25 protein-coding genes are annotated in these 22,593 nt (G+C 58.6%); 11 read left to right on the top strand and 14 right to left on the bottom strand.

The genetic code is table 11. The features are described from left to right. Positions 1 to 30: 30 nt before the first annotated feature. From JJD74_RS20915 to JJD74_RS20905, 3 genes are all read left to right on the top strand, one after another. Entirely contained in the window at positions 31 to 267 is a 237-nt protein-coding gene (locus JJD74_RS20915) for a glutaredoxin family protein (protein WP_042560240.1), read from the top strand. Between the two features lie 111 nt (positions 268 to 378). After that, positions 379 to 696 carry a transcriptional regulator gene (locus JJD74_RS20910; RefSeq protein ID WP_042560239.1) on the top strand — a complete coding sequence of 106 codons (318 nt, stop codon included), beginning with the start codon at positions 379 to 381 and terminating at the stop codon, positions 694 to 696. 71 nt (positions 697 to 767) lie between these two features. Continuing rightward, complete coding sequence (locus JJD74_RS20905) at positions 768 to 1,658, top strand: pseudouridine synthase (RefSeq protein ID WP_200616713.1); 891 nt, start codon at positions 768 to 770, stop codon at positions 1,656 to 1,658. An 80-nt stretch (positions 1,659 to 1,738) separates the two neighbouring features. Here the strand turns inward: JJD74_RS20905 and JJD74_RS20900 are convergent, their stop codons facing one another. Next, a complete protein-coding gene (locus tag JJD74_RS20900; protein WP_016770600.1) occupies positions 1,739 to 1,960 on the bottom strand; it encodes a YgdI/YgdR family lipoprotein in 222 nt (73 codons plus the stop codon). 78 nt (positions 1,961 to 2,038) lie between these two features. Continuing rightward, positions 2,039 to 2,641, bottom strand: a complete 603-nt coding sequence (mobA, locus tag JJD74_RS20895) for a molybdenum cofactor guanylyltransferase MobA (RefSeq protein ID WP_115147538.1) — start codon at positions 2,639 to 2,641, stop codon at positions 2,039 to 2,041. Positions 2,642 to 2,722: 81 nt separating this feature from the next. On the opposite strand from mobA, the gene moaB reads away from it, so the two are divergent. Both moaB and JJD74_RS20885 read left to right on the top strand, forming a co-directional pair. Continuing rightward, on the top strand, positions 2,723 to 3,262 hold the full coding sequence (gene moaB, locus JJD74_RS20890) for a molybdenum cofactor biosynthesis protein B (protein ID WP_042560237.1): 540 nt from the start codon (positions 2,723 to 2,725) through the stop codon (positions 3,260 to 3,262). Further along, positions 3,246 to 4,472 (top strand): molybdopterin molybdotransferase MoeA, encoded by a 1,227-nt coding sequence (locus JJD74_RS20885; RefSeq protein ID WP_200616712.1) that lies wholly within the window; start codon positions 3,246 to 3,248, stop codon positions 4,470 to 4,472. The genes moaB and JJD74_RS20885 overlap by 17 nt, the downstream gene beginning before the upstream one ends. Positions 4,473 to 4,533: 61 nt before the next feature. Here JJD74_RS20885 and JJD74_RS20880 read toward each other — a convergent pair whose 3' ends face one another. Then, positions 4,534 to 4,833, bottom strand: coding sequence for a hypothetical protein (locus JJD74_RS20880; protein ID WP_200616711.1), 300 nt, complete (start codon positions 4,831 to 4,833; stop codon positions 4,534 to 4,536). A 311-nt stretch (positions 4,834 to 5,144) separates the two neighbouring features. On the opposite strand from JJD74_RS20880, the gene yegS reads away from it, so the two are divergent. Beyond that, positions 5,145 to 6,062 carry a lipid kinase YegS gene (gene yegS / locus JJD74_RS20875; RefSeq protein ID WP_042560234.1) on the top strand — a complete coding sequence of 306 codons (918 nt, stop codon included), beginning with the start codon at positions 5,145 to 5,147 and terminating at the stop codon, positions 6,060 to 6,062. On the opposite strand, the gene JJD74_RS20870 is transcribed toward yegS, so the two are convergent. The 3 genes from JJD74_RS20870 to JJD74_RS20860 all read right to left on the bottom strand — a co-directional run bounded on the left by JJD74_RS20870 (position 6,046) and on the right by JJD74_RS20860 (position 8,549). Then, positions 6,046 to 6,702, bottom strand: a complete 657-nt coding sequence (locus tag JJD74_RS20870; protein WP_042560233.1) for a response regulator — start codon at positions 6,700 to 6,702, stop codon at positions 6,046 to 6,048. The genes yegS and JJD74_RS20870 overlap by 17 nt on opposite strands. Beyond that, a complete protein-coding gene (locus JJD74_RS20865; protein WP_042560232.1) occupies positions 6,699 to 7,592 on the bottom strand; it encodes a sensor histidine kinase in 894 nt (297 codons plus the stop codon). Before JJD74_RS20865 ends, JJD74_RS20870 begins: the two co-directional genes overlap by 4 nt. Positions 7,593 to 8,078: 486 nt before the next feature. Continuing rightward, a complete protein-coding gene (locus JJD74_RS20860; RefSeq protein WP_042560230.1) occupies positions 8,079 to 8,549 on the bottom strand; it encodes a hypothetical protein in 471 nt (156 codons plus the stop codon). A gap of 453 nt (positions 8,550 to 9,002) precedes the next feature. On the opposite strand from JJD74_RS20860, the gene JJD74_RS20855 reads away from it, so the two are divergent. Continuing rightward, on the top strand, positions 9,003 to 9,938 hold the full coding sequence (locus JJD74_RS20855; protein ID WP_042560229.1) for a chemotaxis protein CheV: 936 nt from the start codon (positions 9,003 to 9,005) through the stop codon (positions 9,936 to 9,938). A gap of 174 nt (positions 9,939 to 10,112) precedes the next feature. Beyond that, positions 10,113 to 10,919, top strand: coding sequence for an MOSC domain-containing protein (locus JJD74_RS20850; protein ID WP_200616710.1), 807 nt, complete (start codon positions 10,113 to 10,115; stop codon positions 10,917 to 10,919). Between the two features lie 72 nt (positions 10,920 to 10,991). Here JJD74_RS20850 and ppnP read toward each other — a convergent pair whose 3' ends face one another. From ppnP to JJD74_RS20810, 8 genes are all read right to left on the bottom strand, one after another. Then, complete coding sequence (ppnP, locus tag JJD74_RS20845; protein ID WP_003183665.1) at positions 10,992 to 11,276, bottom strand: pyrimidine/purine nucleoside phosphorylase; 285 nt, start codon at positions 11,274 to 11,276, stop codon at positions 10,992 to 10,994. 103 nt (positions 11,277 to 11,379) lie between these two features. Then, positions 11,380 to 11,922 carry an exonuclease domain-containing protein gene (locus JJD74_RS20840; protein ID WP_042560227.1) on the bottom strand — a complete coding sequence of 181 codons (543 nt, stop codon included), beginning with the start codon at positions 11,920 to 11,922 and terminating at the stop codon, positions 11,380 to 11,382. Positions 11,923 to 11,992: 70 nt separating this feature from the next. After that, the gene (locus JJD74_RS20835; protein ID WP_200616709.1) at positions 11,993 to 13,954 is read right to left on the bottom strand and encodes an acetyl/propionyl/methylcrotonyl-CoA carboxylase subunit alpha; all 1,962 of its coding nucleotides are present in this window, start codon (positions 13,952 to 13,954) and stop codon (positions 11,993 to 11,995) included. A 109-nt stretch (positions 13,955 to 14,063) separates the two neighbouring features. Further along, entirely contained in the window at positions 14,064 to 14,861 is a 798-nt protein-coding gene (locus tag JJD74_RS20830) for an enoyl-CoA hydratase/isomerase family protein (RefSeq protein WP_200616708.1), read from the bottom strand. Further along, complete coding sequence (gene atuD / locus JJD74_RS20825) at positions 14,858 to 16,015, bottom strand: citronellyl-CoA dehydrogenase (protein ID WP_200616707.1); 1,158 nt, start codon at positions 16,013 to 16,015, stop codon at positions 14,858 to 14,860. Before atuD ends, JJD74_RS20830 begins: the two co-directional genes overlap by 4 nt. A gap of 30 nt (positions 16,016 to 16,045) precedes the next feature. After that, positions 16,046 to 17,662, bottom strand: a complete 1,617-nt coding sequence (atuC, locus tag JJD74_RS20820; RefSeq protein ID WP_200616706.1) for a geranyl-CoA carboxylase subunit beta — start codon at positions 17,660 to 17,662, stop codon at positions 16,046 to 16,048. Positions 17,663 to 17,665: 3 nt separating this feature from the next. Continuing rightward, positions 17,666 to 18,535 (bottom strand): SDR family oxidoreductase, encoded by an 870-nt coding sequence (locus JJD74_RS20815; RefSeq protein ID WP_115147543.1) that lies wholly within the window; start codon positions 18,533 to 18,535, stop codon positions 17,666 to 17,668. 12 nt (positions 18,536 to 18,547) lie between these two features. Further along, positions 18,548 to 20,338 carry an acyclic terpene utilization AtuA family protein gene (locus JJD74_RS20810; protein ID WP_200616705.1) on the bottom strand — a complete coding sequence of 597 codons (1,791 nt, stop codon included), beginning with the start codon at positions 20,336 to 20,338 and terminating at the stop codon, positions 18,548 to 18,550. Between the two features lie 184 nt (positions 20,339 to 20,522). On the opposite strand from JJD74_RS20810, the gene JJD74_RS20805 reads away from it, so the two are divergent. The 3 genes from JJD74_RS20805 (at position 20,523) to JJD74_RS20795 (ending at position 22,485) form a co-directional block, all read left to right on the top strand. Next, a complete protein-coding gene (locus tag JJD74_RS20805) occupies positions 20,523 to 21,146 on the top strand; it encodes a TetR/AcrR family transcriptional regulator (RefSeq protein WP_115147544.1) in 624 nt (207 codons plus the stop codon). Positions 21,147 to 21,238: 92 nt separating this feature from the next. Then, positions 21,239 to 22,036 (top strand): substrate-binding periplasmic protein, encoded by a 798-nt coding sequence (locus tag JJD74_RS20800; protein WP_200616704.1) that lies wholly within the window; start codon positions 21,239 to 21,241, stop codon positions 22,034 to 22,036. Between the two features lie 155 nt (positions 22,037 to 22,191). Next, positions 22,192 to 22,485, top strand: coding sequence for a hypothetical protein (locus JJD74_RS20795; RefSeq protein WP_200616703.1), 294 nt, complete (start codon positions 22,192 to 22,194; stop codon positions 22,483 to 22,485). Positions 22,486 to 22,593: the final 108 nt, after the last annotated feature.

Here is a 22,593-nt window from a genome sequence, read left to right as displayed (position 1 = left end):
ATAGGCGGATTAATTTGTGGTTGAGCAATCATGCCTCCTGAATGTCAGCTGTTCGGCACCCTGGGGTGTCATCTGTGTGAAGTCGCTGAAGCTGAGCTGATGCCTCTCGTCGAGCACGGCCTGCTGGTTGAACTGGTGGATATCGCCGAAGACGAATCCTGGTATGAGGCTTACAGCCTGCGGATTCCGGTGCTGCGGCGAGTCGACACCGGAGCGGAACTGGACTGGCCATTCAGCGCCGACGAGGTTGTGAATTTCCTGAGTTAGCCTGTTCCCTTGCAGCGCCCGCTGGTCGCCAGCACAAATCCATCCCTTGGCACTTCCGGGCTTATTCGGTTACTGTATGTTCATACAGTAATTGGGTCAGAGGGACGAACCGTGGTCAATGTCGAACAGTTGAAGAACAGCGTGAACCGGATGTCGGTTGACGTGGTGCGCGAGGCCGTTCTGGAATTGCGCCTGGACGGGTTGGTCACGGAAGGCAAGACCCCATTCAACAAGCTGCATTTCAATACATGTTTTGCAGAGATCGAAGCCTTGTTTCAGCGCGCCGGTTATCACAAGCAACTGGACGTGGTCGGGTATCAGGGTCTGATGTACGCCTTGTATGACCCGGGTCGTTGGGAGGCTGTCGACGTGTTGCGCTGGCTCAAGGAATTCACCGACGCGGCGGCGCTCAAATCGATTCCGGCCTGAGGATTCTGCGCTAGGTTCGTTTCCCTCAGTGCTGGATAATGCCGGCCTGCATTGAGGGTTCGAATTTTCATATGTCCACATCAACGTTTTCCGCTGCACAGAATCAGGCCAGCACGCTTTATCTGCCGCCCGGCGCCTGGCTGACCGTACTCGATTGCTTGTGCGAGCATTTCAGCGCCATTGGACGCGAGCAGTGGCTGGACCGGATCGCTCGGGGGCGGGTGCTGGATGCTCACGGTCAGCCGATTGCGCTGGATTTGCCCTACAAGGAAGGCCTGCGCATTCACTACTTTCGCGAAGTGCCGGACGAAAAACCGATCCCTGTGGTCGAGTCGATTCTCTATGCCGATGAGCACCTGGTGGTGGCTGACAAGCCGCATTTTCTGCCAGTGACGCCGGCCGGCGAGTACGTAGAGCAGACCCTGCTGCGCAGGCTGATCCGGCGTCTGGACAATCCCCATCTGGTGCCCCTGCACAGGATCGACCGGCATACCGCGGGGCTGGTGATTTTCTCGGCCAACCCGCTAACCCGTTCGGCCTATCAGTCGCTGTTTCCAACGCGACAGATCGACAAGCGCTACGAAGCCATTGCCCCGGCATTGCCTGGACTCGATTTTCCCTTGGTGCACAAAAGCCGTCTGGTCGATGGCGAACCGTTTTTCCGAATGCAAGAGGGGCCCGGGGTCAGCAACACCGAAACGGCGGTAGAGGTTCGGGAAAAGAACGGCGACCTTTGGCGTTATGGCCTGTACCCGGTGACCGGCAAAAAACATCAGCTTCGGGTACACATGACCGCGCTAGGCGCGAGTATCTGCAATGACCCGTTTTACCCCGACGCACTGAAAGACGTTGAGGATGACTACGCTAATCCATTGAAGCTTCTGGCGCAGGGCTTGCGTTTTATCGACCCGGTCACTGGTGAGGAGCGCGAGTTCGAAAGTCGTATCACTTTGCAGTGGTGACGTCGTTGCAACTTTTCGAGCGCCCATGAAAAAGCCCGCAATCAATGCGGGCTTTTCTGTGTCCGGCGTCGCCGTTGAGCTTACAGCTCTTTAACGGTACGAACCTGATCCTTGTTGATGCGTGTTTCTTTGCCGTCCAGTTGCTGGAACTCGTAGAAGCCCGAATCGTCATCGTATTTCGGGGTGTCGACGGCCTGGATTTCGCGACCATCATTCAAGGTGATCACTGTAGGCGAGGAGCAACCTGCGAGGGTAGCAAGGCCCAGTGCGAGCATGAAAGTGGCGAGGGTCCGTTGAGTCATGAGTGTGTCTCCGAATGGGAATTCTTTTGGTTACTGAGCTTGAGACGTATACAAGGCGTGAGAGTTCCTTGAATAGTGTCAGTCTGACACAGTGTTGTGAGCATTTAACAGTTCGGGAGTGTTGAGGTTGGCCAGTCGCGGGTCGTTGTCGGGGCATTTCAGCGCCATGGCACCCAGCTCGCGCATGACCCGACCGGGGCTGCGTTCGCCAGCGTTCCAGGCGTTTTCGAATGCCGGTGAAAGAGCTGCCGGAATCACACACAACAGCGGTTCCCAATGTTCGTCATGCCACAACATTAAAGGTTTTTCAGGATTCTGATTGGCGGACTCGCGCATGCTTTGCAGCAATGCATGGTCGATCAGCGGGACATCGCAAGGCAGTACCAGCAAGTGCGAATGTCGCGCGGCTTTGAGGCCTGCGCGAATACCGGCCAACGGCCCTGGAAAGTCGCCTTCGTCATCCTCCACCAATTGATCGGCAAGCGGCGCGTAACGCTCGCGATTGCGGTTGCAGGAAATGATCAGGTCATCGGTCAGCGGACGGGTCTTGCGCTGCAAATGCGCAATCAACGGTTCGCCCTGCCATTGCACCAGACCTTTGTCCTGGCCGCCCATGCGTTGGCCGCGCCCGCCCGCCAGGAGCAGAATGGAGCAGGGCGGCAGTTGCGTATCAAAGGTCATGGCAGCTCTCCACAGGGGCGGCGAAAAAACAGGGCGCTGTGATATAACACCGCACCGTTTCTCCTACAACTGGACGAGCCTATGAAAGCCAAGGCTGATGTACCTTTCGTGCCGCTCAATATCGCGGTGCTGACTGTCAGTGATACCCGTACTCTGGAAACCGACACCTCAGGCCAGGTCTTTGTCGACCGCCTGGCAGCGGCCGGCCACAATCTGGCGGCGCGGGTCCTGCTTAAAGATGACCTCTACAAAATTCGCGCGCAAGTCGCCAACTGGATCGCCGACGATGTGGTGCAGGTTGTGCTGATTACCGGTGGCACCGGGTTCACCGGTCGCGACAGTACGCCGGAAGCTGTAGCGTGCCTGCTCGACAAGCAAGTGGATGGGTTTGGCGAGTTGTTCCGACAGATATCGGTGGCCGATATCGGCACCTCTACCGTGCAGTCCCGTGCGCTGGCCGGTCTGGCCAACGGTACGCTGGTTTGCTGTCTGCCAGGCTCGACCAACGCCGTGCGCACGGGTTGGGATGGCATTCTCGGTGAGCAACTGGACGCTCGTCACCGTCCATGCAATTTCGTCACTCATCTGAAGCAGGCCGCGCCTTGTGAATCCCGTGGGTAAGCCGGGCAAGACGGGCTCGCTGATGCCCGTCGAAGTTGCGCTGGCGCGTCTGCTGGAAATGGCTGAAGCGTCACCGATTGCCGAGCAGGAATATTTGCCGCTGGCGCAGGTCGAGGGCCGAGTGCTGGCCGAAGACCTCGTTTCGACCCTGGATTTGCCACCCTGGCCGAACAGCGCAATGGACGGTTATGCCCTGAACCTGGTCGACTGGACGGGCGAAGCCATGACGGTCAGTCAAAAGGTGTTCGCCGGACAATCTCCGCAAGCCCTGAAACCCGGCACGTGCGCGCGGATTTTCACCGGGGCACCGGTACCGCCGGGTGCCGATTGCGTAGAAATGCAGGAAAACGCTGAGGTTCAGGCTGATGGAAGCGTGCGCTTCATCCAGCCGATGAAGATTGGCCAGAACATTCGCCCGCAAGGCCAGGAAACCACGATCGGCGAGTTGATCTTGCCGGCCGGAACCCGGCTTGGCCCGATAGAGCAGGGTTTGGTTGCCTCGCTGGGCTGTGCCGGCGTCAAGGTTGTGCGCAAGGTTCGCGTGGCGGTGATTTCCACCGGTGACGAATTGGTCGAGCCGGGGCAGCCGCTGGGGCCGGGTCAGATCTACAACAGCAATCGGGTGTTGCTGTGCAGCTGGTTGGAGCGCCTGGGCTGCGAAGTGATCGACGCCGGTATTTTGCCGGATGATCTCGCCACCACCCGTGTCCGTTTGGGTGAGTTGCAGGATGTTGATTTGATTCTTTCCACCGGTGGTGTCTCGGTGGGGGAAGCTGATTTTCTCGGTATCGCCTTGCGAGAAGAAGGGGAGTTGGCCCTCTGGAAGCTAGCGATCAAGCCCGGTAAACCGCTGACATTCGGCCATTTCCGCAATGTGCCGGTTATCGGGTTGCCTGGCAATCCGGCTTCGACGTTGGTGACGTTTGCATTACTGGCTCGGCCTTATCTGTTGCGACGCCAGGGGGTGCAGGACGTCGAGCCTTTGAAGTTCACGGTACCAGCAGGCTTTGTCTGGCCAGTTGCCGGTAATCGGCGTGAATATCTGCGGGGCCGTCTTGAGCAGGGGCGGGCGACTATTTACCGCAACCAGAGCTCGGGTGTGCTGCGCAGCGCCGCATGGGCAGACGGATTGGTGGAAGTGCTGGAGGGACGCACACTGCTCGAAGGAGACGAGGTCGTCTTCATCCCGCTAAGTGAACTCCTGGGCTGAATCCTGTTTCGCAAATGCAGGCATGGGCTGATCCAGCCGGTGCCTGCAAAGTTTCATTCGCTCAATGGCTTAGCAGGGTAACCAACTGGTCGAATCGGCTGTTGGCCACCCAACCCAGCAGACCCATCACTACGGCGGTTGCACCCGCCGAGTAGGCCAGACGATGTTTGATCGTTCTGACGTCACTGCGGACTTCGTCCATGTCCCGTCGAATATATTTGAGGTGGGTTTCCAGTTCGGTCACACGAGGTTCCATATCAACTTCTCCAGTGGTCTTCTTGAAATCGGACGAGTGATTCGCGCGACATTCGGTGAGGGGTGCAATCGGATTCACTGGCATTCTGGCTTCACGACCTGGCATGGAGATATCCATCTGCTGCTTCAAACCCCTGCCTGCAATATTTGCCCTCTTTACAATTGCTAAAACCCTTGGAGTAACCTCTCATTACATGCACGTCCTTGTGTAGTCGGATTGATGATCGATACCGCTCGCACACGGTGAACCAACTGTCCTACCGGGTCAATTAAGCCGATTCCTCATGTTTTGTAAGAAAAAATACCGCTGTGTAGGACGCCTCAGCCAGACGAAAGATTTATTTGCCATTCTCAGGGCTTTTTTGCGCGCCACGGTGGTCAAGATGTTTCAACCGATTCAATTCAGGGAGTGACGCTATGAGTGAACGCCGGGCACTGTTGATTCTGCATGGCAAGCAGGCACTCAACGAGGCGGTTCGCACCGCGGTCGAGGACAAACGCGAGCAAGGCTGGGAATTGGCAGTGCGCCTGACCTGGGAGGCGGGGGATGCCCAGCGCTGGGTCGAGCAAGCATTGGCGGACGGGTACACGAAAATTATCGCCGGCGGCGGAGACGGTACGTTGCGCGACATCGCCGAGGCCCTTGCGGCCCACCCGGGGAAAGCCAGTCTTGTCCTTTTGCCTTTGGGTACCGCTAACGATTTTTCCCGCGCAGCGGGGATTCCGCTGGAGCCGGCCGAGGCGCTTGAACTCCTCGATGTACCGCCGCGTGACATTGATCTGGGTGAAGTGGGCGGGCAAATTTTCCTCAACATGGCTACGGGCGGTTTTGGCAGTCAGGTCACGGCCAATACTTCAGAGGATCTGAAAAAGGTACTCGGCGGGGCAGCCTATCTGTTCACTGGTTTGACCCGGTTCAGCGAACTGCACGCCGCTTATGGCGAGCTGCAGGGGCCGGATTTCCACTGGAGTGGCGAGCTGCTGGCGTTGGGCATCGGCAATGGTCGCCAGGCTGGCGGCGGGCATGTTTTATGCCCGCAGGCGCTGGCTGACGACGGGTTGCTGGATATCAGTATCCTGCCAGCGCCACAGGAATTGGTGGGGACATTGAAAAACCTGCTCAGCGATGGATTCGGCATCGACAGTATGTTTGTCCGAACCCGCTTGCCTTGGGTTGAAATCAAGGTAGCCGAGGGGCTTTACATCAATCTTGACGGTGAACCTCTGGAGGGCGACAGCATGCGCTTCGAGGCGCGCCCGGCGGCGTTGCAGATACACCTGCCGAAGGACTCGCCGCTATTGAGCGAAAATCTGGCGCTCAATCGTCCAGACTGATGATCTGTTCGCGTACCGCGAACAGCACCAGGCCCGCCACATCGTAGATTTGCAAGCGCTTCATGATCTGCGAGCGGTGGGTCTCGACAGTTTTGATGCTCAAGCCCAGGCCATTGGCAATTTCCCGGGTGGATTTCCCACGCACGATCAGCCGCAGGATTTCCAGTTGTCGAGCCGTGAGGTTGTGCGATTCGGCGATTTCCGGCTGCTTCTGATTGCGAGTCAGTGCCTGATTGATCACGGTGTGGGCGATGGCCGGACTCAGGTAACGCTCGTTATTGCGCAAGGCTTCCAGGGCGTGTTCGAGCTCGGTAGCCGTGGTGTCTTTAAGAAGATAGCCGTGAGCGCCGGACTCCAATGCCTGCATGATCAATGCAGGATCGGTGTGCATCGACAAAATCAGCACTTTGCTCTGGGGCCGCACACGTTTGAGTCGTTGCAGGGCTTCCAGGCCGCCGGTTTGCTTCATGGAAATATCCAACAGCACGATGTCGGGGCTGAGCTGCTCGACCATTTCGAGCAGTTGCGAGCCATCATTGGCTTCGCCAATAACCGCGTAACCGGGAATATCCAGCACCAGAGCGCGAACGCCGGCCCTGATCAGCGAGTGGTCATCCACCAGAAGTAAGTTGCAAGTCAACGCATAACCTTATTCGTACTGGCCCGCTCGAGTGCCCGCGGCGCCCAGGGGAGAAGTGCTTCGATTTGAGTGCCCTTGCCAGGCTCGCTGGTAACGCTCAGGGTGCCACCCAATTGCTCGATCCGTTCGGCCATCCCGGCCATGCCCCGCTGTCCTTCACGACCTGGATTGGCGGCTGGGGCGAACCCCAGACCGTCATCACTGATCAGCAGCGTCAAGCCTTTCGGCAGGCGCTGCACGCGTATCAGCAGGTTTTTCGCCTGTGCATGACGCAAAATATTGGTGACGGCTTCCTGGGTGATGCGGAAAGCGGCGACCGCCATTTCTTCCGGAATACCATTGAGGCGCTGCTGGCAATCGAGACTCCAGTGCACGCTGGTATTGGTCATTGTCTTGAGCAGATGCGCTCGCAGGCTGGCCTCAAGACCGAGGCTGGTCAACTGGCGGGGATTGAGAATGGCCGATACATCGCGCACTTTGTTCAGCGTCTCTTCGAGGGTTTCGCAAAGTGTGGTGCAGTGTTCCTGCAAATCTTCCGGCATGCGTCGTTTGAGCCATTCGCCTTGCAGCTTGGCGGCGGTCAGCAATTGGCCGATATCATCGTGCAATTCGCGGCTGAGCCGGTGACGCTCGTTTTCCTGGACTTCCAGCAGACGGTCAGCAAGTTCCTGTGGCTGGAATTTTATCGATTTGCGTGACAGCCGATATTGCACCCAGACACAGGCAGTGGCGGCAATATTCAGTAACAGAACGCCCAGGTAAAGTTGCGCGGAAAACCCGTATGTCAGCAGGCTGCCAAGGGCTGCAGCGACGCACAGAATGAGCGTGAACCGACGCGCATTTTCCCGGGAGGGAGGCCATGTAGTGATTGACTTGAGGCTGGCGTACATAACGGATGGAGCCAATGGATGTTCGCTGCGGGTAGACCGGCCGGTGGCTGGCGGGTCTCTGTCTGTAAAGGGTGCCAATAATGCTAAGGATTTCAACGTGGTTCAGTGAATGTACAGGATCACCAACTTCGGGTGGATGCCTTTCTATGGAGTCACTGTGCCATTAACTTGGAAGCAATTAGTGGGCGGCATAATACCACTTAAGATACCGTTGGTCGCGTTTGCTATATATGTCCAATGGGTCAGGAAATACGGCATGTTGGACGCGAGTTCCATAATGGAAATATCGATATATTGAGTTGGATTAGTATCTGCATTGCCAGAAGTTGGAACTCTTCAGACACAGGCAAACCCCTAGCCCGGCAGGAGATACACGCTGTTGTCCGGTGTGAATATTTATTTGATTTGTCGCTGGCAGATACGATTTATGCAATTACGACAATGAGGGTGTGGTCCGGCAACCTCGACGATCACCGTCATGCCGAATCAGGCCTGTCGTTCCGAATAGTTCAGCAATGGCAAACGGTTGGTTTTCAGCACTGGTTGAAACTGAGTTTGTCCGACGTGAGCGGCAAACGCTTCGAGCAGTGAGGTCTGTTCGGTTTTATCGAGGCTCAGTTGCCCGGTTTTATGATCGACCAGTTCAAGCTGCCAGGCCATCAGTGTGAAGCATTCCTTAAGCGCATCCAGGGCCTGTTCGTGCAGATCCACGTGATCCTGTGCCAGATCGAGCAGGCCGTAGATGTGCAGGGAAAACTCGGAAATCGCCTCAAGCGCCAGAGCTTCAGCCCTGCTTGCGAGTTTGAGAAGGGTGCTGAGCATGCAGTCGATAGCGTCCTTGTCGTTGCTGATCATCTGCAGATGGCTGAGGCATTCTTCGGACTTGGCCAGGAGCGTTTCAGCCTCGACAAGAAATTCCGGGAAGCGTTGCGCCCACTCTTTACGGTCGATCGGCATGCTTATCTCCACAACATCATGGCTACTGAGGGGATGCCGTGTGTGACGACGATCGTGGATCGTCGGGAGATCGCGCCCAGACGTGCAGGAGCACAGACTGAGACGTTCCAGAGGGTTTGTTTCCGCTGAACTGCGATCGCACACAATAGCCTGACTCCGTTCATGCAATGAGAATGGCGTCACATTAATGGCTATTGGATATTGCGAATATCAGGTTGGGCCTGATTGTTACTAGGGGAATCCCTTAGACGCGGGAACCTACAGTGCAAACCGTGGTCGCGCCGCAAAGACATTAGCAGATGAAAAACTCAGCGCCAGTAAAGCATGATGTTAATGTGACATCAATGCCCCGATATGGCATTTTGAAAGCGATTTCCATGGGGATCAAGATTCGGCATTCGTAGCCGATAACCCCTCTTAGTGAATTCATCAGAACAAGCCCAGGAGTCATTGATGGCCGGCATTCTCGACACGGTAGACCAACGCACGCAACTGGTGGGTGAGAATCGCCTGGAAATTCTCATGTTTCGACTGGCCGGGCGCCAGTTGTTTGCGATCAACGTGTTCAAGGTTCAGGAAGTGCTGCAACTGCCGAAGCTGACCCTGATGCCTCAGCGTCACCCGTTTGTCTGCGGTGTGGTCAACCTGCGCGGGCAGACGTTGCCGGTGATTGATCTTTCGCAGGCGATCGGTATGCGTCCATTGGTGCCGAGCCCGACGAGCACCATCATCGTTACCGAATACAACCGCTCGGTGCAGGCCTTCCTCGTTGGTGGTGTAGATCGCATCGTCAACATGAACTGGGAAGCCATTCTGCCGCCACCGGCCAGCGCCGGCCGTCAGCACTACCTGACGGCGATCAGCAAGGTCGACGATCAACTGGTGGAAATCATCGACGTCGAGAAAGTGCTCGCCGAGATCGTTCCGTACAACGCCAAGGTCTCGCGCGAAAAACTCGATGATCCGGTCCTGGAGCGCGCCCGGGGCCGCGAAGTGCTGCTGGTGGACGACTCCAATGTGGCGCTCTCGCAGTTGCGTGACACACTTGGACAGCTCGGCGTGAAAATGCACATTGCCAGCGACGGCTTGAAGGCGCTGAACATGCTCAAAGCCTGGGCCGACACCGGCGTGAACATGACCGACAAACTGCTGATGGTGTTCACCGACGCGGAAATGCCGGAAATGGACGGCTATCGCCTGACTACCGAAATACGCAATGACCCACGCCTGCGCGGCCTGTACGTGGTGCTGCACACCTCCCTGTCCGGCAGTTTCAACGAATCCATGGTGAAGAAGGTCGGCTGCGATAACTTCCTTTCCAAGTTCCAGCCGGACAAACTGGTCGATGTGGTGCGCCAACGCCTGATGCTTGATGAAGTACCGGCCTGATCACAACACCGTTTGAAACTGTAGGAGTTAGCCTGCTCGCGATGCCGATAGTCCGGCCAATAGTTTGCCGGTTGTGAGTCCGTCATCGCGAGCAGGCTCGCTCCAACAGTTTGCTCTTTGATTCCATGAGCAGCTCGTATAGGGTGGCTTTTTTTGCCTACCAGGGAGCTGGCCATGCTGCGTCTGAGCGCGCTTTATCGTTATCCGTTGAAATCCGGCAAGGGCGAGGTTCTGCAAGGAATCGACCTGGACAAGCTGGGGCTTGATGGCGATCGACGCTGGATGCTGGTGGACGAAGCCAGCGGCCGTTTCCTGACTCAGCGCGCCGAAGCGAAAATGAGCCAGCTGTCAGCGCTGTGGAATGCCCACGGCGGCCTGACCCTGAGTGCGCCAGAACGTGCTTCGATCGAAATCGACTTGCCCGGTAACGACGCCGAACTTCGCGGCGTGACCATTTGGCGAGACACCTTGCGGGTGCCGGATGCAGGTGATGAGGCGGCGCGATGGGTCAGTGATTTCATTGGTAAGCCGACCCGTCTGGTGCAAATGCCTCTGGATCGTGCACGTATGACTCAAGCGGGTTTTGGCAAGGATGACGATCAGGTCGCGTTAGCCGACGGTTTTCCGTTGTTGCTGATCGGTGAGGCATCGCTGCAGCATTTGTCGCAGGAGGTCGGACGACCGCTGGAAATGCTGCGTTTTCGGCCGAATCTGGTGATAGAAGGCAGTCAGGCGTATGCCGAGGATGGCTGGAAGCGGATTCGCATTGGCGACGTCGAGTTCCGCGTGGTCAAGCCGTGCTCACGCTGCATCCTCACCACCATCGACCCGCAAACCGGTGAGCGCAGTGCTGACCGCGAACCGCTGGCGACGTTGCAAAAGACCCGCGCGCAGGCTGACGGTGCGATGTTCGGGCAGAACCTGGTGAATGACAGCAACGGCCGTCTTGAGGTCGGAATGGCGGTCGAGATTCTTGAGTAACCCGTCACTGAAACAAAAAATGCCCGTGTCCTTGGACACGGGCATTTTCATTGGCGCTTCGAAACCAGCGGTTTAGCCGCGGTATTCGCACAGGTAAGCCGTGTCGACGGCGACTTTCAGCTGGAACTTGCTGTTGGCCGGTACGTTGAACTGGCTGCCGGCGGCGAAGGTTTCCCAGTCGGTGCTGTCTGGCAGTTTGACCGTCAGTGCGCCGGACACCACGTGCATGATTTCACGCTGGGCAGTGCCGAATTCGTATTCGCCCGGGGCCATGACGCCGATGGTCGCCGGACCTTCAGCGGTGCCAAAGGCGATCGACTTGACGGTGCCGTCGAAGTACTCGTTGACTTTAAACATGGGCGATTCCTCGAAAAGGGCTAAAAAGTGGGGCGGCCAGTATGCACAAGGCTTTCAACGCCGTCACCTGCCCGGCGCCAGTCCGGCAAGTCGAGAGTTGACCCTAGAGTGGCAATACCAAAGGCAACAGCCGCGCCGTATTGCGCGCGTCTTCCAGCGCTCGATGTTGCTGGCCGCTGAACTGCATGCCAGCGAGTGCAAGCGCACCGTTGAGCCCCAGCGGCCGCTCCAGACGCCGGGCTTTGGCAAAGCGTTGCTTGAGGTTCATGTGCGGCACTTTGCTCAATCCGCTGTCGATTTGCAGGCGCTGCCATTCCTGCAACAACTGCTTGCGGTCGTAATCGCCCCAACTGGCCCAGCCTTCAAGGCGTGACTGATGCTGAGCAAGCCAGCGTTCGAACGCCGGCCAAACTTCGTTCAAGGTCTGTGCCGCGTCGATATTGGCCTGGGTGATGTGCGTGAGCTGGCGACAGAAGGGCGTCAACAAGGGGCGCCGTGTCGGTTTGACGAAGCGCTGAAAGTGATCTTGCTCGCGCCCGGCACGATCGACCAGCGTGGCGCCGATCTCGATGATTTCCATTTCCGTGACCGGCCAGCCGCCCTCGTCGGTGGTAGCTTCCAAATCAATGACCAGCCAGTGTGGCATCGCAGGGTTCCTGATTTCCGCGTTCTGATAATTCAGAGCGTAGTCAAACCCCGCGGATGCGCTCGGGCGACTACTCGACCTGCAACAGAACCTGACGATTTTTTACCTGATCGCCGACCTTGACCTGCACCCGCTTGAGCACGCCGTCGATGCCGGCCGTGAGCGGATGCTCCATTTTCATTGCCTCCAGCACCACCAGCAATTGACCCTTGCTGACCGCACTGCCTTCGCTGACGAGTACGTCGACAATGGCACCGTCCATCGGCGCCTTCAAGGTGCCGGAACTGACGCTGGTCTGACTGCCGATCACCGCGTGAGTTCGATCCTCCAGGTGCAGACTGCCGGGATGGGTGAACAGCCAGAGTTGCCCGGCATCGAGGCGATAGGCGTGGCGTTGGCGTAAGCCATCGATTTCAAGTGTCACCGAGCATGTGCTGTGATCGATGAGTTTCAGTTCGAGGGCGCGTTCAGCGACGTGCACCTCAATCACATCCCCCGCGCACCTGAGCAGTTGCGCGGTCCAGTTCTGTTCATCAAGACCCAGCCGATAATGCAGCGGCACGCTGGCGTTGTTGCGCCAGCCGCTCAATGGCGCGCGGTGTTGTTGCGCCGATGCCAGATAAAACAGCACGGCTGCGATGGCCAGTTCTTCGGCACTCGGCGTGTGTGTATGCAGGCTTTGGTGATCGCTGAAATGCTGGGGAATGAATCCGGTGCTGAATTCACCGCTGATGAATTGTGGATGTTGCAACAGACTTTCGAGCAAGCGCTGATTGCTTTGCACGCCCAGCAACACCGTGTCCTGCACCGCGCGCAGCAGTTTGCGCCGGGCCTCTTCACGGGTGGCACCGTGAGCGATCAGTTTGCCGAGCATCGGGTCATAGAACGGGCTGACCGTTTGTCCTTCATGCAAACCATGGTCAATCCGCGCGCCGTGCTGCAACGCGGGTTCCCATCCTTGGATGCGCCCGGTTTGCGGCAGAAAATCTTGCGCGGGGTCTTCAGCATAAAGCCGCACTTCCATGGCATGGCCATTGAGCTGGACTTGCGCTTGCGTCAACGGCAGAGGCCGCCCCTCGGCCACTGACAATTGCCAGGCGACCAGATCGAGTCCGGTGATCAACTCGGTCACCGGGTGCTCGACCTGCAGGCGGGTGTTCATCTCAAGGAAGTAGAACTGCCCGCGCGCGTCGAGCAAAAACTCCACGGTGCCGGCGCCGACATAATTCACTGCGCGGCCGGCCTTCAGTGCAGCTTCGCCCATGGCTTGGCGCAACTCGGCGGTCATCACCGGGCAGGGCGCTTCTTCGATGACTTTTTGGTGGCGACGCTGGATCGAACAGTCGCGTTCGCCGAGATAAATCAGGTTGCCGTGGTGATCGCCAAACAGTTGCACTTCGACGTGCCGCGGGTCGATCAGCGCTTGTTCGAGAATCAATTCGGCGCTGCCAAATGCATTCAGGGCTTCAGAGCGTGCCGTGCGCAGTTGCGCCGGCAAATGCGCAGCGTCGTGCACCAACCGCATACCGCGGCCGCCACCTCCGGCACTGGCCTTGATCATCAGCGGGTAGCCGATGCGTTCGGCTTCGCTCAGCAAGGTGGCGTCGTCTTGCGCTGCACCTTGATAGCCGGCGATGCACGGCACGCCGGCGTCCAGCATGGCGAGTTTCGACAGGCGTTTGCTGCCCATCAATTCGATGGCGTCGGCACTTGGGCCGATGAAAATCAGGCCGGCCTGTTCGCAGGCGCGGGCGAACCCGGCGTTTTCCGAGAGAAAACCATAGCCAGGGTGGATTGCATCGGCGCCGCTGCGGCGAGCGGCGTCGAGAATGGCCGGTACGTTCAGATAGGACTGCAGCACAGGTGCCGGTCCGATCGGCACGGCTTGATCAGCCATTTGTACGTGCAGCGCATCGGTGTCGGCGTCGCTGAAGACGGCGACGGTGCGGTAGCCCAGGGCCTGTGCGGTGCGCTGGATACGGCAGGCGATTTCACCGCGGTTGGCGATCAGGATTTTGTGGATGGCGGGCATGGGCTGTTCCCTCGAAAGTTGCGGTGTATGTGCTGGCCTCTTCGTGAGCAGGCTCGCTCCCACCTTTGGAATGCTTTCACTTGTGGTAGCGAGCCTGCTCGCGAAGCTTTTAGGTGGCCCAGCCCGGTTTGCGTTTTTGCATGAACGCCATGGTGCCCTCGATGCCTTCAGCACCCGTCACCGCTTCGCTGAACCACTGCGCCGCCTCATCCAGCAACTCAGTCGATGGTTGCCCGGCACTGGCCAGCAGTAATTGTTTGGTGACGGCATTCGCCTCCGGCGCGCAACACAAGACATGCTGCAACACCTCATCCAGCCGCTCGGCCAGTGCTTGCGCATCCTGCTCGACAAAATGCACGACCCCCAAACGCCGCGCCTGATGACCATCGAAACGCGCGGCGGTCAACGCCAGTCTGCGTGTTTCAGTCAATCCAATGCGTTGCACCACAAATGGGGCGATCTGCGCCGGCAGCAGGCCGAGGCTGGTTTCCGGCAGACCGAATTGGGCCTTGTGATCAGCCATCGCCACGTCGCTGACACAGGCCAGTCCAAACCCGCCGCCCATCACCGCGCCTTGCAGCACGCAGATCAACACTTGCGGCGCGTGCTGGGCTTCCTCCAGCAGCGCGCCGAACGCCCGGTTCAAATCTCGGTAAGCCTCGGCACCCTCGGCGCGGGCATTGGCCATGTCCTTGATGTCGCCGCCGGCACAGAAATGTCCGCCGCTACCGCTGAGCACCAACGCGCGAACAGCACGGTCATCGCGAACGGCCGTCAACACCGCGCGCAATTCGCTGACCATTTGCAGGCTCATCGCATTGCGGCTGTCCGGGCGATTGAGGGTGATGTGCAGCACACCGCCATGCAGTTCCAAAAGCAGCGTCTGGCATTCGGGCAGGCCACTCATTTCTTTTTCCCCGGCAGGATGCCCATCAGTTTGCAGATGATCCCCAGCATGATTTCGTCGGCGCCGCCGCCAATCGATACCAGCCGCACATCGCGATAGGCGCGGGCCACCGGGTTGTCCCACATGAAGCCCATGCCGCCCCAGTATTGCAGGCAACTGTCGCTGACTTCACGGCCGAGCCGGCCGGCCTTGAGCTTGGCCATCGATGCCAGTCGGGTAACGTCCTGGCCGCGAACGTATTGCTCGGTAGCCTGATAGACCAGCGCGCGCAGGCATTCGATTTCGGTCTGCAATTCGGCGAGGCGGAAATGGATGACCTGATTGTCGATCAGCGCATTGCCGAAGGTTTTGCGTTCCTTGCAATACTCGATGGTGCTGTCGACGCAGTATTCCAGGCCCTTGATCATGTTCGCCGCGCCGAACAGGCGTTCTTCCTGAAACTGCAACATCTGCATCATGAAGCCGGCGCCTTCATGGCCGATGCGGTTGCGTTGCGGCACGCGGACATCGTCGAAAAATACCTGCGCGGTTTCCGAGCTGCGCATGCCGAGCTTGTCCAGGTGCGAGCTGAGGCTGATGCCCGGCGTGGTCATCGGCACCATGATCAGCGACTTGTTGATGTGCGGCTTGTCGTCCGAAGTGTTGGCCAGCAGGCAGATGAAGTCAGCGCTCGGCGAGTTGGTGATCCACATCTTGCTGCCGTTGATCACGTAGTCGTCACCGTCCTTGCGCGCGGTGGTTTTCAACCCGGCAACGTCCGAACCGGCACCTACTTCCGACACGCCGATGCAGCCAACCTGCTCGCCGGTGATTGCCGGGCGAAGGAACTCTTCGCGCAGTTCATCGGAGCCGAACCGCGCCAGCGCCGGGGTGCACATGTCGGTCTGTACACCAATCGACATCGGGATGCCGCCGCAATGAATGGTGCCGAATTCTTCGGCCGCGACAATCGAGTAGCTGTAATCAAGGCCCATGCCGCCGAATTTTTCCGGTTTGGAAATGCCCAGCAGGCCGAGGTCGCCGGCTTTGCGGAAAATCTCGTGGACCGGAAAACGTCCGGCCTTTTCCCATTCATCGACGTGCGGGTTGATCTCGTGTTCGACAAACTGGCGGACGGTGCGGCGCAGTGCTTCATGTTCCGGGGTGAAGATCATTTTTATTGTTCTCCGTAAGATCCGTGGCCGTCAGAAGCGGCTGACGCCGAAGCTGTTGGTTTGCAGTGCGCGAATGTCGGCTTCGTGGCAAATATCCAGCAAGTACCCGAGCAGGGTGCGAGTGTCGCGCGGGTCGATCAAGCCGTCGTCCCACAGGTTGGCACTGCCATAGAGCGCGGTGGACTGGCTGTCGAGTTTCTGCGCAGTGACCTGTTCAAGCATGTCGAGCATTTTCGGGTCCGGCACCAGACCATCCTTGTGCTGTTTGGCTTCGGTGACGATACGCAACACTTTGCCAGCCTGCGCACCGCCCATTACCGCCGTGCGGCTGTTGGGCCAGGCGAAAATGAACCGTGGATCGAGGCCGCGCCCACACATCGCATAGTTGCCGGCACCGTAGGAGCCGCCGACGACCATCGTCAGTTTAGGCACCCGTGCGTTGGCCACCGCCTGAATCAGTTTCGAACCGTGTTTGATCACCCCTTGCTGCTCGGACTCGGTGCCGACCATGAACCCCGTGGTGTTATGGAAGAACAGCAGCGGCGTCTGGCTCTGATCGCACAGTTGAATGAACTGCGCAGCTTTGCTCGCACCCTTTGGCGTGATCGGGCCGTTGTTGCCGATGAAGCCGCAGGCGCGACCCTGGATTTTCAATTGGCCGCAAATGGTTTGCTGGTCGAACTCGCCCTTGAACTCGAGGAAGTTCGATTCGTCAGCGATGCGCGCAATGATTTCGCGCACGTCGTAAGGTTTTTTCGGATCGTCCGGGATCAAGCCGAGCAGTTCTTCGATGGGGTAAAGCGGCTCTTTGTATTGTGGCTCCGGTAGCCACGGCAGTTGCTCGTTCCATGGCAGCATCCGCAGAATCTCGCGCACTTGTCGCACGCCATCGGCATCGTTCTCGGCCAGATACTCGGCCGTGCCGGCGACCTGCGCGTGCATCTCGGCACCGCCCAGTTCTTCATCGGTCGCCACTTCGCCGGTCGCGGCTTTGAGCAGCGGGGGGCCGGCGAGAAACAGCTTGGCCTTGCCGCGCACCACCACCACGTAATCCGACAAACCCGGTTGATAGGCGCCGCCCGCCGTAGCCGAGCCATGCACCACAGTGATCTGCGGCAAACCCATCGCTGACATGCGTGCCTGATTGGCAAAGCTGCGCGCACCTTCGACGAAAATCTCCGCTGCGTAGTTGAGGTTTGCACCGCCGCTTTCGGCGAGGGTGATGACCGGCAGTTTGTTTTCCTGGGCGATCTGTTGCAGGCGCAGGGATTTTTTCAGGCCGCTGGGCGAAATCGTGCCGCCCTTGATTGCGCTGTTATTAGCGACGACCATCGCGCGGATGCCTGACACGTAGCCAATGCCGGCGATCAAGCCGCCACCGGCAGCGCTGCCGTCCTTGTCGTCATGCAGTTTGTAACCGGCGAGGCTGGCCAGTTCGAGAAAAGGTGCGCCGGGGTCGAGCAGCAGATTGAGGCGTTCGCGGGGCAGCAGTTGCCCGCGCTTGTCGAATTTCGCCTTGGCTTCAGCGGCCTTGTTCAGCAGGTTCTGTTCGAGTTGTTGCACTTGCTCGATGGCGGTAAGCATCGCCGCGCGGTTGCGGGCGAACGCCTCGCTGTGCGGGTCGAGTCGGGACTGGATCTGCGCCATGGCTTACTCCTTGTCCTTGAGCACATCGGGAAGGTAGGCCCGGTGAAAACCATTGAACGACTCACTATGAGACGCCTTGTGCAACGGCCAGGCGCGGCTCCCGAGGCTGGCCGCACCATCGATTTTCAAGGTACTGCCACTGATGAACGCCGCCGCCGGACTGAGCAGAAACACGATCGCCGCGCTGACTTCCGATTCGGTGCCGATGCGCTTGAGCGGCACATGTTCGCGCAGGGTCGGGATCACCGCTTTGAACGCGCCTTCATAGGTGTCCATGCCGCTGGAGGCAATCCAGCCCGGCGCCACCGCGTTGACCCGAACCCCGGCGTAACCCCACTCGAACGCGGCGGTTTTGGTGAAATTGTCCATGCCCGCACGCGCCGCGCCCGAATGGCCCATGCCGGGCATGCCCCCCCACATGTCGGCGAGCATGTTGACGATGTTGCCGCCGTGCTTGCTCATCGACTGGTTGAACACTTCCCGCGCCATCAGAAAACCGCCGACCAGGTTGGTGCGCAGTACGGTTTCGAAACCTTTCTGATTGATCGAAGCCAGCGGCGCCGGGTATTGGCCGCCGGCATTGTTGACCAATCCATGGATCGGCCCGTGGTCAGCGATCAATTCGCTGACCAGTTGTCTGACCGCTTCCTCATCGCGAATATCGCAAGCCTGCCAATGCGCGCAACCACCGTCCTCGGCAATTTCGGCGGCGACTTTTTGCAGCTTTTCAGGTTTGCGCCCGACCAGCAGCACATGGGCGCCGAGTGCTGCCAGTTCATGGGCGGTGCAGCGCCCGATGCCGCTGCCACCGCCGGTGACGATGATGGTCTGGCCGCGGAACAAATCGGTATTGAAAATCGACGCGTAAGCCATGCAAACCACCCTCTAGTCGAACTGTTCGGCGATGCTTTGTGGCACCGGGATCTGGATTTCCAATAGTTGCTGGGCGAAGGCTTTACCTTGCGGGTCGATGCGCAGACTGGCCACACCACCGCCGCCGAGGGCGTTTTCCAATAGAAAGTTCAGGCTGTGGGTGCCGGGCAGATACCAGCGTTCGACCCGGCCGTGAATCGGGTCCAGAACGTGGCTCATCCAGTCGACGATCACCGCCGGCGTTAACGCTTCGGCGATCCACGGCAGGTATTCGGGCTTGCGCGGCATGACGCCGATATTGCTGTGATTGCCCTTGTCACCGGAGCGCGCCACGGCCAGTTTCACCAACGCTACGCTGGCGTCGGCGCGACCTTCAGGTTTGGGTGGTTGCTCGGCGATGGGCAAGTCCTGGCTGTCGAGTGCGGTCAGCGCGGGCAGGGCACACGGGTGATTTTCACCGGTCATGTTGATGTGCAGGTTGCAGGCGCTTTTGTCGATCAGGAACGAGAACAGACGGATGACCGGATAGACCGTCGGCCGTCCGCCAACGATGCCGGTCAGCCCCGGTGCCATGCCGGTTGCAGCCTGGGCTATCTCCCGGGAGAACAGAATCAGCGCCTGCTTGTTCGGATGGCGCACGGCAAGTTTGATCACCACTTCGCGGGTGTCGCGGCGCTGCCCGTGAGGGCCGTAGGTGGCTTCGCTGCCGAGCAATTCTATGTGGGTTTCGCTGTAAGGTGCCCAACCGCGCTGGCTGAACATTTCCGACGTCTTGTCGATGATCGCCTGGCTGACGCGACGGGCCTTGTCCACCGCATCGATGCCGGCGATCAGGCAACTGGCGGTACAGCGAAAGCCGTCCGGATACGTGGCACTGACCTTGTATTTGTCGCTGGGCGGCAGGCCTTTGGCATCATGCACCTGCACCGCGTTCTTGCCTCGCTGCTGAAGTTTGACCTGAGTGAAATCGCAGATTACATCGGGCAGCAAATAGGCCTGCGGATCGCCGATTTCGTAAAGCATCTGTTCGCCGACGGTCAGTGGCGTGATCAGCCCGCCGGAGCCCTCGGGCTTGCTGACGATAAACTGGCTGTCGGCACTGACTTCAACGATTGGAAAGCCGATGTGTTCGTAGTCCGGCACCTCGTGCCAGTCGGTGAAGTTGCCGCCGGTACACTGCGCGCCGCATTCGATGATGTGCCCGGCCAATGCGGCCTGGGCGAGTTTGTCGTAGTCGTGCCACGACCAGCCGAACTCATGCACCAACGCTGCACTGACTACAGCGCTGTCGACCACGCGCCCGGTGATAACGATATCGGCGCCCAGGCGCAACGCTTCGACAATGCCCGGCGCGCCGAGGTAGGCGTTGGTCGAGACGCACATCGCAGGCAATGGCGCACCGGTGAACATCTCGCTAATGCCCTGGGAGGCGAGTTGCTTGAATTGCGGTTGCAGGTCATCGCCCAGCAGCACCGCGATTTTCAGCTTGATGCCGGCTGTATCGCAAACGGCTTGCAGTGCGGCGGCGCAGGCCTGGGGATTGACGCCGCCGGCGTTACTGATGACGCGGATATTCTGCTCGGCCAGTTGCGGCAGCAGCGGGGTGAGGACTTCGATGAAGTCGCTGGCGAACCCGCCTTGCGGATCCTTCATGCGCGCGCCGGCCATGATCGACATCGTGATCTCGGCCAGGTAATCGAACACCAGGTAATCCAGGCGTCCACCGTCCACCAGTTGGGCGGCGGCGGTAGAGGTGTCACCCCAGAAAGCACTGGCGCATCCGATGCGGACGGTGGTTGGCATTTTTTATCTCCGACTCAGGGACCTGCGACAGAAGTGTCTGGAGGCTACCAAGCAAGCGCTTGGTTTGTAAACAGTTGAAATATCTTCTGCCCGAGCGCTTGCTTGGTTATCGTTGGCGGCTTAAATTGCGCGCAATCCTGCGGTTTCAGGGGGCAACAGATTGGGCGACTGTAGGAGAGAGCGGGTGGACGAGCAAAAAGCCCTGAGGGTCATGCGCGAATTGGTCGATCAGGGCCTGTTGACCGACCCGGACAGCGCCCGCGGCAAACTGCTGCAAGTGGCGGCTCACCTGTTCCGCAACAAAGGCTATGAGCGCACCACGGTTCGCGATCTGGCCGGTGCGGTGGGCATTCAGTCGGGGAGCATTTTTCATCACTTCAAAAGCAAGGACGAAATCCTGCGTGCGGTGATGGAGGAAACCATCCGCTACAACACCGCTTTGATGCGCGCGGCGCTCGCCGATGCGACCAATGTGCGCGAGCGCGTGTTGGCGCTGATTCGCTGTGAATTGCAGTCGATCATGGGCGGCAGCGGCGAAGCCATGGCGGTGCTGGTCTACGAATGGCGCTCGTTGTCTGAGGATGGCCAGGCCAAAGTCCTCGCCTTGCGCGATGTTTATGAAGACCTTTGGCTACAGGTGCTCGGGGAGGCCAAGGAAGCCGGGTTTATTCGCGGCGACGTATTTGTCACTCGGCGTTTCCTCACCGGCGCCCTGTCCTGGACCACCACCTGGTTCCGTGCCGGCGGCAGTCTGAGCCTTGATCAGTTGGCTGATGAGGCCCTGATTCTGGTGCTTGAAGAGCGTTGAAGCGCTTTCTATGGGGCCGGGAAACTGGCTAACTGGGCGAAACCGCCTAGCTTGAATGCATTGATCGGTATTTTTTCGGGGAGTGGGGTGTTTTGAAGTCTTTGCCAAGTCGGACCGCCGCGAGGTTATTGCTCGCAGCGCTGGCTGCATTATGGGTATTGCCCGCTCAGGCAGCGCAATTGGTTCGGGTCGGTGCCGCGCACTTTCCGCCTTATACCGTTCGCCCCGAAAACGGTGCCGACACCGGTCTGTTGCCGCAGATGGTCGAGGCATTGAACCGGCTGCAAAGCGACTATAAGTTCGTTCTCGTACCGACGTCGATTCCGCGCCGTTTCGGTGATTTCAAGCAGGGCCGGATCGACATGGCGATCTTCGAGAACCCTGATTGGGGCTGGAAGGAAATCCCTCACAACGACGTCGATATGGGGCTTGAGGACGCCGAGATTTTTGTCGCCCAACGTGAAGACGGTCGACAACAGAACTATTTTGCCGACCTCAGCGGCAAGCGTCTGGCGCTGTTCAGTGGCTATCACTACGAGTTCGCCAGCTTCAATGCCGACCCGAAATTCCTCGCGCAAAACTTCAAGGCCACGCTGACCTATTCCCACGACAGCAATCTGTTGATGGTGCTGCGCGGGCGCGCGGATATCGCGCTGGTGACCCGTTCTTATCTGAGTGATTACCTGCTGCGCAACGAAAAGGTGCGCGATGAATTGCTGGTGTCCCAGCGCATCGATCAGGTCTACCACCACTACGCCATCCTGCGTCCGACCGCGCCGATTACCGGCGAAGAGTTCAGCAAGTTGCTACAACGCCTGCGCGACAACGGCGAGATGCTGAAGATCTTCGATCCTTACCGGATTGCCGTGGTGCCAGTGCGCGATCAATGACCGAGATGCTGTTGGAGTCTGAACACGTCAGACTACCACCCGGCAATAGTTAATTAACCTGTCAGAACTGACAGTGGTGGAGCCTGAGTATTCCTGTTTGAATCGTGATCGTACTGATATTCGATGTACGAACCTATCTTGCAGGAGTCTGAGTAATGACACATGCCAGGGAAATGGATTTACCAGTCCCCGTAATAAAAGAAGCGCTCACTAACAATACGCTGTATCCAATGCACGCTCTTGGCGGAGCAACAGCAGTCGTTGAATATGAAATGGACACTGCTGACAGCATTATTCTTTATTGCGCCGGGCCGGCAGGTATACCGAATCCAACTTTCGAAAAAAAGCAAGGTGATGAAAGTGGGGGCGTGGAATTTGATATTCCTGCCAGCACGATCGGTGCCTGCATCGGTAAAACTCTATTTATCTGGGGCGGTTACAGGAGCTGAGTGCAACACGGTTATTGAATTGAAGCTGGAGCATCATGCCGCATAGCCATAGCTTCCTGCATCACCTCGTCCATAACCTCGATCGGACACTTGAAGTCGAAGCGCTTA

This window comes from Pseudomonas sp. MF6776 (assembly GCF_016613125.1).
In the GTDB taxonomy this organism is placed as follows: Bacteria; Pseudomonadota; Gammaproteobacteria; order Pseudomonadales; family Pseudomonadaceae; genus Aquipseudomonas; species Aquipseudomonas iridis.
The sequence above is the reverse complement of the archived record's forward strand: the minus strand, read 5'-3'. Positions and strand labels throughout refer to the sequence as shown.

What these genes read in the sequence shown, in the direction of transcription:
- JJD74_RS20915 (WP_042560240.1), top strand. Translation starts at nt 31, where the DNA reads ATGCCTCCTGAATGTCAGCTGTTCGGCACCCTGGGGTGTCATCTGTGT.
- JJD74_RS20905 (WP_200616713.1), top strand. Translation starts at nt 768, where the DNA reads ATGTCCACATCAACGTTTTCCGCTGCACAGAATCAGGCCAGCACGCTT.
- JJD74_RS20900 (WP_016770600.1), bottom strand. Translation starts at nt 1,960, where the DNA reads ATGACTCAACGGACCCTCGCCACTTTCATGCTCGCACTGGGCCTTGCT.
- mobA (WP_115147538.1), bottom strand. Translation starts at nt 2,641, where the DNA reads ATGACCTTTGATACGCAACTGCCGCCCTGCTCCATTCTGCTCCTGGCG.
- moaB (WP_042560237.1), top strand. Translation starts at nt 2,723, where the DNA reads ATGAAAGCCAAGGCTGATGTACCTTTCGTGCCGCTCAATATCGCGGTG.
- JJD74_RS20880 (WP_200616711.1), bottom strand. Translation starts at nt 4,833, where the DNA reads ATGCCAGGTCGTGAAGCCAGAATGCCAGTGAATCCGATTGCACCCCTC.
- yegS (WP_042560234.1), top strand. Translation starts at nt 5,145, where the DNA reads ATGAGTGAACGCCGGGCACTGTTGATTCTGCATGGCAAGCAGGCACTC.
- JJD74_RS20865 (WP_042560232.1), bottom strand. Translation starts at nt 7,592, where the DNA reads ATGTACGCCAGCCTCAAGTCAATCACTACATGGCCTCCCTCCCGGGAA.
- JJD74_RS20860 (WP_042560230.1), bottom strand. Translation starts at nt 8,549, where the DNA reads ATGCCGATCGACCGTAAAGAGTGGGCGCAACGCTTCCCGGAATTTCTT.
- JJD74_RS20855 (WP_042560229.1), top strand. Translation starts at nt 9,003, where the DNA reads ATGGCCGGCATTCTCGACACGGTAGACCAACGCACGCAACTGGTGGGT.
- JJD74_RS20850 (WP_200616710.1), top strand. Translation starts at nt 10,113, where the DNA reads ATGCTGCGTCTGAGCGCGCTTTATCGTTATCCGTTGAAATCCGGCAAG.
- ppnP (WP_003183665.1), bottom strand. Translation starts at nt 11,276, where the DNA reads ATGTTTAAAGTCAACGAGTACTTCGACGGCACCGTCAAGTCGATCGCC.
- JJD74_RS20840 (WP_042560227.1), bottom strand. Translation starts at nt 11,922, where the DNA reads ATGCCACACTGGCTGGTCATTGATTTGGAAGCTACCACCGACGAGGGC.
- JJD74_RS20835 (WP_200616709.1), bottom strand. Translation starts at nt 13,954, where the DNA reads ATGCCCGCCATCCACAAAATCCTGATCGCCAACCGCGGTGAAATCGCC.
- JJD74_RS20830 (WP_200616708.1), bottom strand. Translation starts at nt 14,861, where the DNA reads ATGAGTGGCCTGCCCGAATGCCAGACGCTGCTTTTGGAACTGCATGGC.
- atuD (WP_200616707.1), bottom strand. Translation starts at nt 16,015, where the DNA reads ATGATCTTCACCCCGGAACATGAAGCACTGCGCCGCACCGTCCGCCAG.
- atuC (WP_200616706.1), bottom strand. Translation starts at nt 17,662, where the DNA reads ATGGCGCAGATCCAGTCCCGACTCGACCCGCACAGCGAGGCGTTCGCC.
- JJD74_RS20815 (WP_115147543.1), bottom strand. Translation starts at nt 18,535, where the DNA reads ATGGCTTACGCGTCGATTTTCAATACCGATTTGTTCCGCGGCCAGACC.
- JJD74_RS20810 (WP_200616705.1), bottom strand. Translation starts at nt 20,338, where the DNA reads ATGCCAACCACCGTCCGCATCGGATGCGCCAGTGCTTTCTGGGGTGAC.
- JJD74_RS20795 (WP_200616703.1), top strand. Translation starts at nt 22,192, where the DNA reads ATGACACATGCCAGGGAAATGGATTTACCAGTCCCCGTAATAAAAGAA.